This is a genomic window from Rhodoferax saidenbachensis (assembly GCF_031457975.1).
GTDB classification, from domain to species: domain Bacteria; phylum Pseudomonadota; class Gammaproteobacteria; order Burkholderiales; family Burkholderiaceae_C; genus Allorhodoferax; species Allorhodoferax saidenbachensis_A.
The window spans coordinates 597,097-613,368 of the sequence record NZ_JAVDXO010000002.1; the positions used below are offsets into that span (position 1 = coordinate 597,097).

Below are 16,272 nucleotides of genomic sequence, written 5' to 3' on the forward strand. Positions count from 1 at the left end.
GGACTAAATGATGGCGTGCAGGCCGAGCGTCTGCTGTACCGGAGGGGGGACAGTCGGCACATGCTGCAACAGGTCCGACAGGTCATCGGCGTGTTCTTCTTCCACCGCCAAAATCGCTTCCAGCAGACGCCGCGTGGTGGGGTCTTGGTCGCCCAGGTAGCCAATGAAATGGCGGTAGCTGTCGATGGCGATGCGCTCGGCCACCAGGTTCTCGCGGATCATGTCCGCCAGTGTGGCACCCTCCAGGTACTCGGCGTGGCTGCGCTCCAGCAGCGTGTCGGGGGAAAAGTCGGGCTCACCGCCCAGCTGCACAATGCGCTCGGCCAGTTGGTCTGCATGGCTCAACTCTTCGTTGGCGTGGGCCAAAAACTCGGTCGCCACGGCCTGCGAATGAATGCCGCGCGCCATGAAGTGGTGGCGCCGGTAGCGCAGTACGCACACCAGCTCGGTAGCCAGCGCGCTGTTGAGCATTTTCAGTACCGCGAGGCGGTCGGCGGTGTAGCCCTCGGTCACCGCACCTTGCTCCATGTGAAGGCGCGCGCGCTCACGCAGTGCACCTACATCGATCTCGTCAGACTTTCTCATTGCAGCACCTCCAAGACATGGCCCTAGCGTTCCTAGGAAAGTCTTCAGCATGGGGTCTGCACCCCATTTGGACTGTGCGGTGCCGCACACGCGGCGCTAGAAACCCACCTGCAACAGCGGTTGCAGCACGCTGGCGCCGAGCTTGCGGGAGCGCTCACCGCTCCAGCCGTTCAGCACGTCGGGCAGGTTGGCGTTGTCTTTGAAGGGCATCTCGATGGTCAATGCCAGGCAGCCAAACTGCTGGGCGATCCAGTTGGTGGCCAGCGTCATATTGGCCTGGCCTGGCGCCACTTTGCCGTAGTTCACCGTGTCCTGAAAATCCGGGCAGCTGGCCAGCCAAACAGCCTTGAAGGCGTCTTCCAGCTCGGCCACGCGTGGGCTGTAACCGGGCGTGCCCTCGGACCCCACCACAAAGTTATAGGGCAGGCCTTCGTCGCCATGCACGTCCAGGCACAGGTCTACCCCCGTGTCCAGCATAGCCTGGCGCACCAGCAGCACTTCGGGCGATTTGTCGGCGCTGGGGGCAGCCCACTCGCGGTTCAGGTTGGCGCCGGCAGCGTTGGTGCGCAGGTTGCCCAGGACCGCGCCGTCGGGGTTCATATTGGGCACCACGTAGAACACACAGCGGTCCAGCAGCACGCGGGCTACCGCGTCGTCACCGTCCAGCAGGCGCTCCAGCATGCCTTCCACAAACCACTCGGCCATGGTTTCGCCGGGGTGCTGGCGGGCGATCACCCAGACCTTCTTTTTGTCTTCCAGCGGCGTGGTGCCGGCTTCGTCGGTGACGCGCAAGAGCATCATGTCGCGCCCCTGAACGGTGCTGCCCAGGCGCTGCAATTGCACCCAGGGCGAAGAGCCAACCGAGCCCAGCAGGTCCAGGTGCTGCTCATACGAATAGGGCTCGAAGTAGGCGAAATACACCGCCTGTGCCATGGGCGTCAGGCGTGCGGTCATCTCGGTGCCATCGTACTGGGTGTCGATGCGGCTCCAGTGCTGGCGGTCGTGGCTGGCCAGCACCTGGTAGCCCTCCCAGCCCTTGGGATAGGCGCATTCCGATGCGTTCAGAAACCGCAGCGTGACCGACTGGTAGGCCGCGCCATGCAGGCAGAAGTGGAACCACTGGGCAAAATCGGATGCGCTGTCCTTGCGGATGCGCAGCTGGATGTCCTGCGGGCTGTCCAGGCGCACCACGTCGATGGCGCCGGAGTCAAACTGGGTGGAGATGTGGAGGGAGGGCATGGGGCAGTGCGGTTGGGGTCCAGGGGGCCGTTCGATTGTAGAAGCCGCCCCTGGCCACCAGCGGCAGCGTGGGCACCAAGCTCAACACCTTCGCCTGAGCCTTCTTACTGGCTGTCCACCACCTTCACCAGCTGCCCCACAGCGGGCTCACCGCCGCCATAGAAGCCATTGATCAGGCGCAGCTGCTGCTCCGGTCGGGCAATGGGGGATGTTTTGGCCAGCTCCGCAAAACCGCCCTTCGGATAAGGCACCGTCTTGAGCCCCCAGGGGCGGGCCGCGGCGCGGTCTTGCACCGTAAGGGCCCGAAAGCTGCCTTCCACCTCGCGCACCTGGGCACGGGCGCGCTGCAGGGCATTGGCGTCTTTGGCGCTGGTTTGCAGCAGGTAAATCTTGTCGCCCGGGCCGGTGACCAGCGTGGCCTCCAGCCCCTGGGACTGGCCGTTGCTGGCGGTGCGGGCGCCAGCAAAGCGGGTGGCGGGCAGGCCGTTGAGGGTGGTGGTTTCCACCTTGCCCTGGGTGGGCTTGAGCACGTTGCGGATCACCTCGGTGTGCGTCTTGCCCGCCTGCGGTGGCACCAGGCGCACGATCACTGCGGCATCGCGCGCGGTGTTCAGCAGAGCCAGCTGCTCGTTGTCGTTCTGGATGTACCAGCCCACGGGCGCGGTGATCGCAAAGTTCAGGGGCTCGTGGTAGAAATTGCGCCCCCGCGTCAGGCCCTGGGCGGCGCTGTCGCCAAAAGTCACCCCCGACATCACCTTGAGGTAGCGCGTGCGGCCCTCGTCGCCATAGGCGCCCTGGGCCTTGTACTGGGCAGCCAGCGCAGTGATGGCTTGCAGGCGCTGGTCGTTGCTGGGGTGGGAGGCCAGCCAGTCGCTGCCACTGGGCACCGGGCGGCCTTCGGCCTTGGCCTGGTCGGCAGCAAAGCGTTCCTGGTTTTTCAGCACCGTGATCACGTCCACCATGTTGTGGGGGTCGTAGTGGGTGCGCGACAGGTATTCGGCGCCCAAGCCGTCTGCCTGCAGTTCCTGGTCGCGCCCGTAGGACGCGATGTAACCCGCCGCCACGGTTTGCGAGGCCTGGCTGGCCAGTTGCCCAGCGCCGCCAAAGCCTTGCCCCTCCAACACCGCACCCAGCACCGTGGCCGCAAACACGCCCAGCCCCGCCGTCTGCTGGCGCGTGGCGCGCTGCGCGCCGTGGCGTGCGGTCACGTGGCCAATCTCATGGCCCATCACACCGGCCAGGTCGGCCTCGCTGTCCAAGTAGGCCATGATGCCGCGCGTCACATACACATAGCCGCCGGGCAGCGCAAAGGCGTTGATCTCGGGGCTGTCCAGCACCGTGAAGTGCCATTGCAGCTGGCTGCGGTGGCTTTGCGCGGCCAGCTTCTGGCCCAGCGCGTTCACATAGCTTTGCAGCGCCGGGTTGGCATAGGCGCCATATTCCTTCATCACTTCTGCATGGCCCTTGGCGCCTTCGGCAATTTCGTCCTCTTCGCTCATGACCGAGCGCTCGGTCTGGCCGGTGACGGGGTTGACGGTGGCGGTGCCGCAGCTGGTCAACATAAACGCCGCAAGCACGGCGCTGGAGATTTTTTGTTTCATGGCATTCCCTTTCGGACAAGGGGAGATCTTAGAGGCCTGACAGGACTGATCCGTGCGATGCAATACGGTGGGCCGTGCCTTTAGGGCGCCAGCCCTTTCAAGTCCTGCTGGATGAAATCGATGAAGGCCCGTGTGCGAGCCGGCAGCAGCCGGGCATGCGGGTACACCACATGGATCGGGCGGGGCGGCGGCTCAAAATCTTCCAGCACCAACTGCAGCGTGCCTTGCGCCAGATGCGGGGCCACCTGGTACGAGATGAACATGCCAAAGCCCATGCCGGCCAGGCAGGCATCGAGCACCGGGGTGTTGTGGTTGAAGGTCAGGTTGCCGGTGACCGGCACGGTGAAGGCCTTGCCCTGCGCATGGAAGGTCCACCACGGGCCGCTGGCCCCCAGAAAGCGTATGCAGTTGGCCTGTAGCAGGTGGCGCGGGTGTGTTGGCACGCCGTGGCGCGCCAGATAGTCCGGGCTGGCCACCACCACGCGGCGCAAGCTGCCCAGCGGCTGCGCCACCAGCGTGGAGTCGTCCAGCGCGCCAATGCGGATGCCCAGGTCCAGCCCTTCTTCCGGCAAGTTGACCACCCGATCGGCCAGCATCACGCTGCACTGCACGCGTTCGTAGCGCTGCACAAAGCGCATCACGGCGGGGGTGATATGCATCTGCCCAAACATCACCGGCGCGGTGATGTGGAGCTGGCCCGTGGGCTCGCTGGCGTCGGCACTGAGTGCGGCCTCGGCCTCGCCCACGGCGCTGAGCACCTGGCGGCAGCTCTCCAGGTAGTGCTTGCCTTCTTCGGTGAGCGACAAACGCCGCGTGGTGCGGTGCATCAGGCGCACGCCCAGGTGCGCCTCCAGCGCTGCCAGCGTGCGCACCACCGCTGGCAGCGATGAATCCATGGCGCGGGCCGCCGCCGTCAGGCTGCCCTGGTCGGCAATGTGGGTGAACGCCTGCATGGCCTTGAGTTTGTCCATGCGGCATATTAGTCCGATAAATGGATGAGTTAAATGCGTCTCGCACCATTTATCAAATTCAAAGCAATAAACACAATGGGCACATCGTCACTTTGCCGGAAAACCCGCCATGAGCACCTTGCATCCCACCACTCCCATCCGCCTGCACCGCATGCCCCTCTCGGGCCACTGCCACCGGGTGGAGTTGTTTCTTTCGCTGCTGGGCCTGCCGGTGGAGCTGGTAGAAGTGAACATGGCAGCCGGCGCCCACAAGGCCCCCGCGTTTTTGCAGCTGAACCCGTTTGGACAGGTGCCCGTCATTCAGGACGGCGACGTGACGCTGGCCGATTCCAACGCCATCCTGGTCTACCTGGCCAGCCGTTACGCGCCCGATGCGGACGCCTGGTTGCCCCGCGACCCACTGCAGGCCGCGGCAGTACAGCGCTGGCTGTCGGTGGCCGCCGGGCCACTGGCGTTTGGTGCTGCGGTGGCGCGGGCCATCGTGGTCTTCAAGCGCGCCACGCAGCCCGAGGAGGCTATCCAGCGTGCCCACAGCCTGTTAGCGGTGATGGAAGCCACACTGCAACACACCAACTATCTGACCGGCGACCGCCCCACACTGGCCGACATTGCCAACTACAGCTACACCGCCCACGCCCCTGAGGGCCGCGTGACGCTCGACGCCTCCCCCCACGTGCGCGCCTGGCTAGCGCGTATCGAAGCGCTGCCCGGCTTTGTGCCCATGGTGAAGACGCCCCTGCCACAGGCAGCCTGAGATGGACCGCCCCACACCGACCCCAGAGCGGGCCTTCCATGCAGGCGAACAAGCCCTGCAAGCCCGCGTGGGCGTACGCGAGCGCATGGCCGAAGTGGGCAACATCGTCATGCGCGACCATATGCCCGACCAGCACCGCAGCTTCTTCGCGCAGCTGCCGTTCATCGTGGTGGGCTCGGTGGATGCCGACGGCCAGCCTTGGGCCTCTGTGCTGGCCGCGCCACCGGGGTTTGTGGCTTCGCCCGACGACCAGACCCTGACCGTACAAGCCCTGCCTCTGGCGGCCGACCCGCTGCATGCCAACCTGCGCCCGGGCGCGCTCATCGGCCTGCTGGGTATAGAACCCCACACGCGCCGGCGCAACCGCATGAACGGCGTGGTGAGCGAGCTGAACGACCAGCGCTTTGCGGTGCAGGTGCAGCAAAGCTTCGGCAACTGCCCCAAGTACATCCAGGCCCGCAAGCCGGTGTACCTGGCGCCCGACGCCAACACGCCACTCGTGGTGCACCGCACCTCAGGGCTGGACGCGGCCGCACGCCAGATGCTGGCGCAGACCGACACCTTCTTCATTGCCACCGCCTATACCGGCACTGATTTTGAGCAACGCGGCCCCGCCCACGGCGTGGACGTCTCGCACCGCGGTGGCAAACCCGGCTTTGTGCGGGTGGAGGGCAATGCGCTAACGGTGCCCGATTTCATCGGCAATTTCTTCTTCAACACCCTGGGCAATCTGGCCGTGAACCCGCGCGCCGGCCTGCTGGTGGTGGACTACGCCACGGGTGATTTGCTCTACCTGGCGGCGGACGCCGAGATCATCTGGGACGGCGCGCTGCTGGACAGTTTTGTGGGGGCCCAGCGGCTACTGCGGCTGGAGGTGCGCAGCGTGGTGCGTATTGATGCGGCGTTGCCACTGCGTTGGGGTGCGGCGCAGTTGTCGCCAGTGTTGGAGGCTACGGGGAGTTGGGACTGAGGCTGGCAGAATTGGCTGCGATTCTTTCGTTGACGTCAAAGCGACGTTGAAACTACGACTTCCGCTTACGCGGTGGTTAGTGTGTTGCATCGACGGGTTGAATCCGCCGGCGGAAGCGGTCATCCCGGGGCAAGGCTCAGTTGGATACTGATTCCCATGAATTTTCCATACATTATTCGTTAGCCGTAAAGGGAGTGCTGATGGTCGACGAAGTTGAATGCACAAGCCGGAACATTCCGCTACCCATCCAGCGGCAGATCCGTCAACGCTGCGGGTTTGGCTGCGTGGTTTGTGGGCTGCCTCTTTATGAGTACGAGCACATGGAGGAATGGGCGCAAGTGAAGCGCCATGTTGCGGAGGAAATCACGCTTCTGTGTGATCAGCACCATCGTGAGAAGACTGGTGGACTTTTGCCAAAGGAAGCAGTTCGCCAATCCAATTCAAGCCCCTTCAACCTGCGAGAGGGTGTGTCGAAGCCATATAACCTTCACTTCGCCGGCAAGCACGCGGAGGTAATTATTGGAGGGAATAGCTTTACTTGCGAGGATCAAGGTTACGGTACTGTCATGGTGCCAATAAGTATTGATGGAGTCGCCTTGGTCGAGCTCATACTCGGTGACGGGCATTTACTTCTAAACTTCGTTGCATTCGACGAGTGCAATCAACCTGTTCTTCAAATTAAGAACAATCAGTTGCTCTATTCGATGAGTCCGTGGGATGTGCAACTAGTCGGTACTACGCTCACCTTGCGCGAAGCACACCGAAAAATTCTTCTTGAGATTGAGTTTGCTCCGCCAAACAAGATAGTCGTGACACGAGGCAGATTCCTCAGAAACGGCGTTGAGGTTCTCGTACGACCGGACAATGTACTTGTGACAAACAACAGTATGTATATCAGCGGCTGCCATGCTCACAACTGCTACGGTGGTCTTGTCCTAGGACACTACGACAGACCAATGGAAGGGCTTATGGCGATTCAAGCAATTCCGCGCTACTTTGGTGACAGAAAAGAGGCACTAAAGTTCGAGAGGGAGTGCCAAGGGCGTGCGCTTTGATGTACGAACAAAACCTTGCATTTATCTCGCGCGCGCTAAGCGAGTCAAGGGCTTAACGACTGCTTGGAAGCGAAAAAATGTCTGCATTCAGTCTGGAGACGCCTCGGCTCTGCGGCGTAAGCGCCCGTTGTCGTCGTCACAGGCTGAGGTGCCTCAATTACCATGCGCTAACAGGAGAAAACCCCGATGATCAAAGTCAGTGTCATGTACCCGTACGTCGCAGGCGCGCGATTCGATCATGCTTACTACCGAGAGAGGCATATGCCAATGGTGAAACAGCGGCTCGGCGCTGCATGTCTGTACTACACGGTGGACAAGGGCATCGCAGGTGGTGCTCCGGGCACTGACCCTGTTTACGTGGCCAAGTGCGACTTCATCTGCACTTCTGTCGAAGCTTTCCAGGCAGCCCGCAGCCCGCACGCGCAGGAGATCAGGGGCGACATAGCCAATTACACGGATATACAACCTGTGCTGCAGTTCAGTGAGGTGGTAGTAGAGCGTTCGGAAGGCTGACCAAGATTGGGAAACCGTACAGCGTCGATATGAAAAAGATCATCGCAACATGAGCCTTAGGATTCTTGACAGGCCTTGCCCACGCGTCTCCAACGCCTGCGCCAATTCGATCGCAATGGGTCGTGGTACAGCGCCTCTGATGCCAAAGACCACATCCTGCGCAAACTCTAGTCAGCAATGGCGCAGCAAGCAGCTCATGCTTATTCGAGCTTCGCATGCAGCGGGCAAACCATAAAGGCCGACGCTATTCCACCTCAGCAAGGCTGTTTACACACAATACAGGCCCATAGCCCTTGTGGAATATGCGCAACCAGCTATCAAAACAATAGCATCCAGAATCACCCACCAACCGATTGCGCACCCCAGCCCCGATAATCGGGAGATGACCGCTTTCTCCTCTCTCCCCCTCTCCCCCACCACCCTCGCCAACCTGCAGCAGCTGGGCTACGAGTCCATGACGCCCATCCAGGCTGCCAGCCTGCCCGTAGCACTGGCTGGGCAGGATCTGATTGCCCAGGCCAAGACCGGCAGCGGCAAGACGGCGGCCTTTGCGCTGGCGCTGCTGGCCAAGCTGAACCCGCGCTGGTTTGCCGTGCAAGCTATGGTGCTGTGCCCCACGCGCGAACTGGCGGACCAGGTGACGGTGGAAATTCGCCGCCTGGCGCGGGCCGAAGAGAACATCAAGGTGGTGACGCTGTGCGGTGGCGTGGCCACACGCGGCCAGCGTGCCAGCCTGGAAAACGGCGCCCACATCGTGGTCGGCACGCCGGGCCGCATCATGGACCTGCTGGAGCGTGAATATCTCTCGCTGGAAAATCTGAACACCCTGGTGCTGGACGAGGCCGACCGCATGTTGGACATGGGCTTCTTCGAGGACATTGCCACCGTGGTCAAGCAAACCCCCAAGGAACGCCAGACCCTGCTGTTCTCGGCCACCTACCCAGAGGGCATTGCCAAGTTGGCGCAGCAATTCATGCGCGACCCGCAACAGATCACTGTGAAGGCCCCCGCGGCTGAAAACACCATCGAGCAGCGCTTTTACGAGGTGGAACGCAGCAACCGGCTGGACACCGTGGGCCTGCTGCTCAACCACTTCCGCCCCGTCAGCACCATTGCCTTTTGCAACACGCGCCAGCAGTGCAATGAACTGGTGACGCTGCTGCAGGGCCAGGGCTTTGTGGCGCAGGCCTTGCATGGCGACCTGGAGCAGCGCGAGCGCGACCAGGTGCTGGCGCAGTTTGCCAACCGCAGCTGCTCGGTGCTGGTGGCGACCGATGTGGCCTCACGCGGGCTGGACGTGAAAGAGCTGGACCTGGTCATCAACGTGGACATCACGCCCGACGCGGAGGTGCATGTGCACCGCGTGGGCCGCACCGGCCGCGCAGGCCAGTCCGGCCTGGCGGTGAGCCTGGTGTCCATGAATGAGATGGGCTCGGTCGGCAAGATCGAGCAGTACCAGAACGCGCCGTCGGTCTGGTTCAAGCGCGACGAGCTCACACCCACGGGCAAGGGCCGCCTGCTGCCCCCCATGGTGACGGTGCAGATTGCGGGTGGCCGCAAAGAGAAGATTCGTCCTGGCGACGTGCTGGGCGCGTTGACCAGCATGGACGGCGGCCCGGCCTACACCCGCGAGCAGATCGGCAAAATTGCTGTGACTGAGTACTGCACTTTTGTGGCCGTGGAACGCAGCATTGCCACTGAAGCCTGCGCCAAACTCAACGCCGGCAAGGTCAAGGGCAAGAGCGTGCGGGCGAGACTCTTGTAGGAAAAAGCCTTACAAGGTTTACAGCCGTTGTCGGACTCCAGTTCCAAGGGACTGTGACTACAGTTCATCCAAGCGCCAGTGTCATTGCACAGCGCAAGGAACCCACCGGAGAACTGCCATGAACGACACCACCACCGCCCTCAACCCCTTCAGCCTGATGATGGAGCCTGAACTGGTTTTGCAGACCATGGAACGCTCCCAGCAGCTACGTGGCCTGCGCCGCCACAAGCTGCGCCCGCTGGACAAGCCCCTGATCCCCTACACCAAGGAAGCGCTGGCCAACCGCGCTGCCTATGACGCCGCCATCGACGCCGAAGACCTGGAAGCCCAGGCCGACGCCTACCTGCTGAACTGAAACTGCATTGGCGCGGCTACCATGGGGCTTATTTCCATCCCTAAGCCCCATGCCCAAGCTCTACCGCGACTTTGACACCCAGGCGCAAATCGACGCGCAGTACAACCCCTCCATCGCGCTGGCCGACGCCTCCGCACCGGGCAAACACTTCGTGGCGCAGGCCACCAAGGCGCGTGCCACGCTGAAGAACCACCTGGACATCCCCTTTGGCCCCACGGTGCACGAGACGCTGGACATCTTTCCGGCCGACACCCCCAACGCGCCCGTGTTCGTCTTCATCCACGGTGGCTACTGGCGCGCCATGTCATCCAAAGATTTCAGCGGTGTGGCGCTGGGCCTGCAGCCGCTGGGCATCACCACCGTAGTGGTGAACTACGCGCTGTGCCCCGTTGTCACCATTGCCGAGATCACCCGCCAGTGCCGCGCGGCCGTGGCCTGGACGCTGCGCAACATCGCCCAGTACGGCGGCGACCCCGCGCGCGTGGCCGTGGGCGGCCACTCGGCCGGCGGCCACCTGAGCGCCATGTGCCTGGAAACCGCGTGGGACACCGACTACGGCCTGCCGCGCGACCCGCTCAAGGCGGCGGTGCTGATCAGCGGCCTGCACGACCTGCAACCGCTGCGCTACAGCTACCTGCAGCCCATGATCCAGCTGGACGAGCACACGGTGCGCCACTACTCCCCCGCCGCGAATGTGCGCACCTGCCCCACGCCCACCTGGGTAACCTGGGGCGGGGCCGAGAGCAGCGAATTTGCACGCCAGTCCGCGCTGTACCACGCGGCCGCGCAAGCGTTGGGCAACCCGACAGAGCTGCGCGCCGTGCCGGGTGCCGACCACTTCACCATCGTGCATGAGCTGGAGCGCAGCGACAGCCCCATGGCGCAATGGCTGCACCAACACCTACAGGCCTGATACATACAAAATAGGGCGGAAGCCCCGTGGAATATGCGCAAGCAGCTCCTGAAACAGGAGCACTTCAAATAATGCGTCGTGGAAATTGGTCAAGGGATTGACACAAAACTTTCACAATCGATGGCTAGCATCGGCCGCTTCTTTACCTAGGAGTAGTGCATGCCTTCGATCCCGTTTCGCCTTCACCCCGCCGCCAGCGCAGCGCTGCTCTTGGCCCTGGGTCTGTCCGCCTGTGGCACCGTGCCCGGCCAACGCAGTGGTCTGCCCACGCTGGATGGCCAGCTGCCCTTGGTGATTGCGCACCGTGGTGCGTCCGGCTACTTGCCCGAAGAAACGCTGGAGGCCTACACCCGCGCCATTGAGCTGGGTGCCGACGTGATCGAGATGGACATTGTGGTGACCAAAGACCGCCAACTGATCACCCGCCACGACCCCAACCTGGCCATCAGCACCGATGTGGCCAAGCACCCCGAATTTGCATCGCGCAAGAAGACCATCCAGGTGGATGGCGAAACGCAAACCGGCTGGTTCAGCGACGACTTCACGCTGGCCGAGATCAAGACCCTGGGCGCCATCTCCACCGACGTGGAGCGCCCCCAGCAGTTCAACGGCCAGTTCAAGGTGCCCACGCTGCAAGAGGTGATCGACCTGGCCAAGGCCCAGTCCGCCAAGACCGGTCGCACTATCGCCATCTACCCCGAAACCAAAAACCCCAGCTACTTTGCCGCCCTGGGCCTGCCCATGGAAGACCAGCTCATCGCGCTGATCACCAAGGCCGGCTGGAACAGCAAGAGCGCACCCATCTTTGTGCAGTCGTTTGAGCCCAGCAGCCTGAAGTACATGAAGAGCAAGGGCCTGCAGACCAAGCTGGTGCAGCTGATTGACGGTGACGGTGTGGACCTGCGCACCGGCCAGATCACCTTTGCCGTGCCCAGCGACCGCCCCTACGACTGGACCATCATGGGTGACAAGCGCAACTTTGATGTGATGGTGACACCTGAAGGCCTGGCCGAGATCAAGACCTATGCCGACGGCATTGGCCCGTGGAAGCGCTACATCATCAGCACCAAGGGCACCATCGGCGCCGACGGTAAGCCCGTGGACGTGAACGGCGATGGCAAGGTCAACGACGCCGACGCCACCAGCCAGCCAGCCACCCGCCTGGTGGCCGATGCGCACAAGGCCGGGCTGTTTGTCCACCCCTTCACCTTCCGCAACGAGTCGCGCCGCCTGGCGGCCGACTACCAGAAGAACCCGGCTGCCGAATACACCGCGTTCTACAAAACCGGTGTGGACGGCGTGTTCACCGACTTCACCGACACGGCCCTGGCTGCGCGCAAGGCGCTGGCCCAATAAGCCCGCGCGGGCTTAGCAGCCCTAACGACCGCGCCGGCGGTTGGGTGGGTCGTCCTGGCCTTGCAGCCAGGCGACAAACTCCTCGATCGGCTGCGGCCGGCTGAAGCAGTAGCCCTGCAGCTCGTCGCAGCCCAGCGCGGTCAGTGTCTGGGCTGTGGGTAGGTTCTCCACGCCTTCGGCCACCACCTTCAGGCCCAGGGTGTGGCCCAGCGCAATGACCGCATGCACGATGGCTGCATCGGCGCTGTCGTCCAGCATGCTCTGCACAAACGACTGGTCCACCTTGAGCTTGTCGATCTCAAAGCGCTTGAGGTAGGCCAGGCTCGAATACCCCGTGCCAAAGTCATCAATGGCGATTTGCACGCCCAAGGCTTTGAGCGCCGATACCTGGGCCTGCGCGGCGCCAGGGTTGTCCATCAACTGCGACTCGGTTAGCTCCAGCTCCAGCTGGTGCGGTGGTATGCCGCTGGCACGCAGCACCGATTCCAGCTGCCCCACGAGTTCTGGGTCCGACAGCTGCGCCACCGAAAGGTTGACCGACAATTCCAGCCCCTTGCACACACCCTGCGCCTCCAGCGCCATCCACTGGGCGCAGGCCTCGCGCAGCACCCACAGGCCAATCGGCTTGATGAGCCCGGTCTCTTCGGCTAGGTGGATGAAGTGCCCGGGCGCCACCTGGCCCAGCATGGGGTTGTTCCAACGCAGCAAGGCCTCCGCGCCCTGCACACGGCGGGTGCGCGCGTTCAGCCGCGGTTGAAAGTGCAGGCTGAACTCGTCATTCGCCAGCGCCTGGCGCAGCTGGCCTTCCATGGTCTGGCGGGCCAGCACGCGCTGGTCGGTCTCGGGCGAGAAGAAGCGTGCGGTGTCGCGCCCGGCAGACTTGGCCTCGTACATGGCCGCATCGGCACGGCGCATCAGTTCGTCCTGGTCGGTCGCATCGCCCGGGTACAGCGCCACGCCTACGCTGCAGGACACGGTCAGCTCATTGCCGTCCACCAGCGCGCTCTGGCGAATGGCAGGAATCAACCGCTGGTTCACCATGGCAGTCAGTTCCTCGCGGCTCACCACGTGGCGCAAGATCACCACAAACTCATCGCCGCCCAGGCGGCTCACGGTGTCATCGGCACGCACCGCGTTCATCAAACGCCGCGCCACGGTGCGCAGCAGGCCATCGCCAATGTGGTGGCCCAGCGTGTCGTTGATGAGCTTGAAGCGGTCCAGGTCGATGAACAGCACGGCCACCTGCTCACCCGTCACCCGCGCCTGGGCCAGCGCCTCGCCCAGGCGCTGCTGGCACAGCGAGCGGTTGGGCAGTTCGGTCAGCACATCGTGCTGGGCCAGGAAGCGAATGCGCTCCTCCTTGGCCTTGCGGTCGGTGATGTCGATGGAGATGCCGATGTAGTTCACCACCTCGCCGCTGGTGGCGTTCTTGTGCACGGCCGACACCATGAGCCACGCCGGGTAGGTGTCGCCCGACTGCTTGCGGATGTGCACCTCGCCCTGCCAGGCGTCCTTGTCTTCCAGGTCGGACCACAGCATGTCCTGGGGGCTGTCCATCACCAGCGAGAGGTCGTGGCCGATCACCTCGTAGAAGTCGAACGCTGTGCTGCGGCAAAAGGCCCGGTTCACGCTGATGATCTTGCGCGACTCGTCCATGATGATGATGCTCTCGCTGGACGCCTCAAACACCTTGGCCCACAACTCCAGCCGCTGCTCCATCACCTTGAGCTTGTTGATAGGCGCAAACGCGGTGAGGATGGCATCACGCCCCTGGAACTTGAGCCGCCGCGCGGACAGCACGGCCCACGATGGCGTGGTGCCGCCCAGCCAGCGCACCTCGAATTCGTCGACCACACCAAAGTCGGCCAGGCGCTGAAAGAAACGGCCACGCACCGCCGCATCCAGCCCCGTGCGCCAGGGGTCCACACCGCTACTGCCCAGCCAGGGCTGGGCCGGTGCATTGGCGTGCAGCACCTCGTGATCGGGCACCGAAGTCACCACCATGGGCATCGGGAAAGCCTCCACCAGCTCCAGCTGCGCTTCGGCCGCGCGAGCGCTGGCCGCCAGTTCCTGCTGGGCCAGGCGATCGCGGTCCAGCCGGGCCAGCATGCCGTTGAAGGCGGTGAACAGCTGGCCAATCTCGTCGCGGCTGTGCCACTGGGCCCGGTGGGTGTAGTCGGCCGTGCGCCGCACCTTGTCGGCCACGCCGGCCAGTGCCTGCAGCGGACGCGCAATCTGGCTGGCCACCAAGTACACCAGGCTCAAGATGCAGCCCAGCAGCAAGAAGGCGGTGCCCAGGTGCAGCCACATGCGGTGAAACAGCCCGTCCACGCGCGCATCCAGCAGCACCTGCAGCTGCTCCACGCCCACGCGCCAAGCATCGTTCAGGGCCGACAGCGCCTGCTGGTAGGCCTGGTCCAGCTCGGCCACCTGGGCCGCCGTGGGCTTTTCTTGTGCCGTGGCCTGCACCGTGACGGCAAAGGCCCGTCCGGCCTGCAGCAGGCTTTGCCGGGTTTCCAGTAGCGCGCCTTTCAGCTGGGGCGAGCCCGCCAGCCAAGCCTGCGCGTAGTCCGACTCCATACCCTGCAGCACCGCATCCAAGCGGCCCACCAGGGTCAGCAGCTGCGCCGTGGGATTGGCGCCGCGCTGGTTCTGGCCCCAGTTGCGCATGAAATCGCGCGTGTCAAACAGAACCTGCAGCAGCTCGGGAAAGCGCAGCACGGTGAGCGACATGACGTAATAGCTGTCCAGGTCCGGGTCCAGAATCAGGTTGGACTGGTTGCCCACAATGGTGAGCAGGTCGCGGCCCTGGGCCAGCAGCTGGGTTTTCTCGCGCGTGCTGGTGTTGCCAGCGAGCAGGGCTTGCAGGCGCTGCGAAGGCTCGGCGGTGTTCAGCTCGGCGTCGTGCAGCGCGCGGATGGATTCAAAATCTTGCAGGGCCTGGGGAGGCGCCGGCACGATGAACACCCCCATCAGGTTGCGGCGCACCACCTCGGTATAGCTGGCACCCACAATTTCCTTGCGCGCAAAGTCGATGGCCAGGTACTTCTCGTGGATCAGGATGCCCGAGACATAAATCACTGCGGTCAGGTCCAGCAGGTAGATGAGGGTGAGCTTGCGCCCCACGCTCAAACGACCCAGCCACAACGGAATTTTTGACAACATGGTGCGCGTCCCGTAGCCACGCAGCCCCGCGCCGTTGCGGGGTTTCAGGGCTCAACCCAGGGCTAGCAATAAGCGCACCAACTTGGCGCAAGTCCGTCGCCTGTGGGGCTTCAAAACCTCTGCCTCGGATAATCCCGGCAATGACACAGCACATCGGCACGCCCCCAACCCAGGACGACACACAGCCCCACCCGGCGAAACCGGCCCAGCTCACCGTGTTCCAGGGGCGCGTGGCCGACCGCAACCCCTTGGGCATGGCGGGGGCGCAGCGCATGGGCCAGGCGTTGGCCCAGCGGCTTGGCCTGAGCCCCCAGGTGGTGGGTACGCCCCGCACACCCCTGGCCGCCCCGTGGGATGTAGAACTGAACGCCGCCCGCCAGGAACTGGAAGAACTCGCGCGCGCGATGGAGCGCACCTTGCAGCGTGGCCAGGTTCCCATCACCACGCTGGGCCGCTGCGCCGCGGCCATTGCCACCTTGCCCATGGTGGCACGCCACCACCCCGATGCCGCCATCGTCTGGTTCGATGCCCATGCGGACAGCAACCTGCCGGCCAACTCCGCGTCGGGCTACCTGGGTGGCCTGGTGCTGACCGGCGCGGCCGGGCTGTGGGACACCGGCTTGTCCGGCGATCTGCGACTGGCCCAAGTCGTTTTAGTGGGTGCGCGGGACATCGACCCCGCGGAACAAGCCCTGATCGACAGTGGCACCTTGCGGCTGGTGCCACCGGGCAAAGACCTGGCGCAGCGACTGGCGACCGCCATTGGGCAACGACCCGTGTACATCCATCTGGACTGCGACGTGTTGGAGCCGGGCACCGTGCCCACCGAATACCTGGTACCCGGTGGGTTGACGCTGGCCGACCTGGGTGAAGCGATGACCGCGCTGGCAAAGAATGCGGTCGTGGGTCTGGAGATCGCGGAGTTTCAGAGCCGCTGGCCAGAGGCGAACACCGAGGCTTCGCCCGACGCCCTCATTGACGCGCTGCTCCCACTGCTCTCAAAAATCTGCCCCGGCGTGTAACGGCAGGG

General features: G+C 63.8%; 14 protein-coding genes. 9 read left to right on the forward strand and 5 right to left on the reverse strand.

Going from position 1 to position 16,272, the window contains the following annotated elements:
- Positions 1-3: 3 nt before the first annotated feature.
- From J2X15_RS07020 to J2X15_RS07035, 4 genes are all read right to left on the reverse strand, one after another.
- A complete protein-coding gene (locus tag J2X15_RS07020; protein WP_310340781.1) occupies positions 4-585 on the reverse strand; it encodes a ferritin-like domain-containing protein in 582 nt (193 codons plus the stop codon).
- Between the two features lie 96 nt (positions 586-681).
- Positions 682-1,824 carry a M14 family metallopeptidase gene (locus tag J2X15_RS07025; RefSeq protein WP_310340783.1) on the reverse strand — a complete coding sequence of 381 codons (1,143 nt, stop codon included), beginning with the start codon at positions 1,822-1,824 and terminating at the stop codon, positions 682-684.
- A 104-nt stretch (positions 1,825-1,928) separates the two neighbouring features.
- The gene (locus J2X15_RS07030) at positions 1,929-3,425 is read right to left on the reverse strand and encodes a M48 family metalloprotease (protein WP_310340784.1); all 1,497 of its coding nucleotides are present in this window, start codon (positions 3,423-3,425) and stop codon (positions 1,929-1,931) included.
- Between the two features lie 80 nt (positions 3,426-3,505).
- Positions 3,506-4,396: a LysR family transcriptional regulator gene (locus J2X15_RS07035; protein WP_310340786.1), complete on the reverse strand. Its 891-nt coding sequence runs from the start codon at positions 4,394-4,396 to the stop codon at positions 3,506-3,508.
- A 109-nt stretch (positions 4,397-4,505) separates the two neighbouring features.
- Here J2X15_RS07035 and J2X15_RS07040 point away from each other — a divergent pair, with 109 nt between their 5' ends.
- The 8 genes from J2X15_RS07040 (at position 4,506) to J2X15_RS07075 (ending at position 12,077) form a co-directional block, all read left to right on the forward strand.
- On the forward strand, positions 4,506-5,150 hold the full coding sequence (locus J2X15_RS07040) for a glutathione S-transferase family protein (RefSeq protein ID WP_310340788.1): 645 nt from the start codon (positions 4,506-4,508) through the stop codon (positions 5,148-5,150).
- Position 5,151: 1 nt separating this feature from the next.
- Positions 5,152-6,120: a pyridoxamine 5'-phosphate oxidase family protein gene (locus tag J2X15_RS07045; protein WP_310340790.1), complete on the forward strand. Its 969-nt coding sequence runs from the start codon at positions 5,152-5,154 to the stop codon at positions 6,118-6,120.
- Positions 6,121-6,320: 200 nt separating this feature from the next.
- Positions 6,321-7,175: a hypothetical protein gene (locus J2X15_RS07050; RefSeq protein ID WP_310340793.1), complete on the forward strand. Its 855-nt coding sequence runs from the start codon at positions 6,321-6,323 to the stop codon at positions 7,173-7,175.
- Positions 7,176-7,361: 186 nt separating this feature from the next.
- Entirely contained in the window at positions 7,362-7,688 is a 327-nt protein-coding gene (locus J2X15_RS07055; protein WP_310340795.1) for an EthD family reductase, read from the forward strand.
- 382 nt (positions 7,689-8,070) lie between these two features.
- Complete coding sequence (gene dbpA / locus J2X15_RS07060) at positions 8,071-9,453, forward strand: ATP-dependent RNA helicase DbpA (protein ID WP_310340799.1); 1,383 nt, start codon at positions 8,071-8,073, stop codon at positions 9,451-9,453.
- Positions 9,454-9,571: 118 nt separating this feature from the next.
- Positions 9,572-9,808 carry a hypothetical protein gene (locus J2X15_RS07065; RefSeq protein ID WP_310340801.1) on the forward strand — a complete coding sequence of 79 codons (237 nt, stop codon included), beginning with the start codon at positions 9,572-9,574 and terminating at the stop codon, positions 9,806-9,808.
- A 49-nt stretch (positions 9,809-9,857) separates the two neighbouring features.
- Positions 9,858-10,721, forward strand: a complete 864-nt coding sequence (locus tag J2X15_RS07070; protein ID WP_310340804.1) for an alpha/beta hydrolase — start codon at positions 9,858-9,860, stop codon at positions 10,719-10,721.
- Positions 10,722-10,880: 159 nt separating this feature from the next.
- Entirely contained in the window at positions 10,881-12,077 is a 1,197-nt protein-coding gene (locus J2X15_RS07075; RefSeq protein WP_310340807.1) for a glycerophosphodiester phosphodiesterase, read from the forward strand.
- Positions 12,078-12,098: 21 nt separating this feature from the next.
- Here J2X15_RS07075 and J2X15_RS07080 read toward each other — a convergent pair whose 3' ends face one another.
- On the reverse strand, positions 12,099-15,242 hold the full coding sequence (locus J2X15_RS07080) for an EAL domain-containing protein (protein ID WP_310340810.1): 3,144 nt from the start codon (positions 15,240-15,242) through the stop codon (positions 12,099-12,101).
- A gap of 140 nt (positions 15,243-15,382) precedes the next feature.
- On the opposite strand from J2X15_RS07080, the gene J2X15_RS07085 reads away from it, so the two are divergent.
- The gene (locus J2X15_RS07085) at positions 15,383-16,264 is read left to right on the forward strand and encodes an arginase family protein (RefSeq protein ID WP_310340813.1); all 882 of its coding nucleotides are present in this window, start codon (positions 15,383-15,385) and stop codon (positions 16,262-16,264) included.
- Positions 16,265-16,272 lie beyond the last annotated feature (8 nt).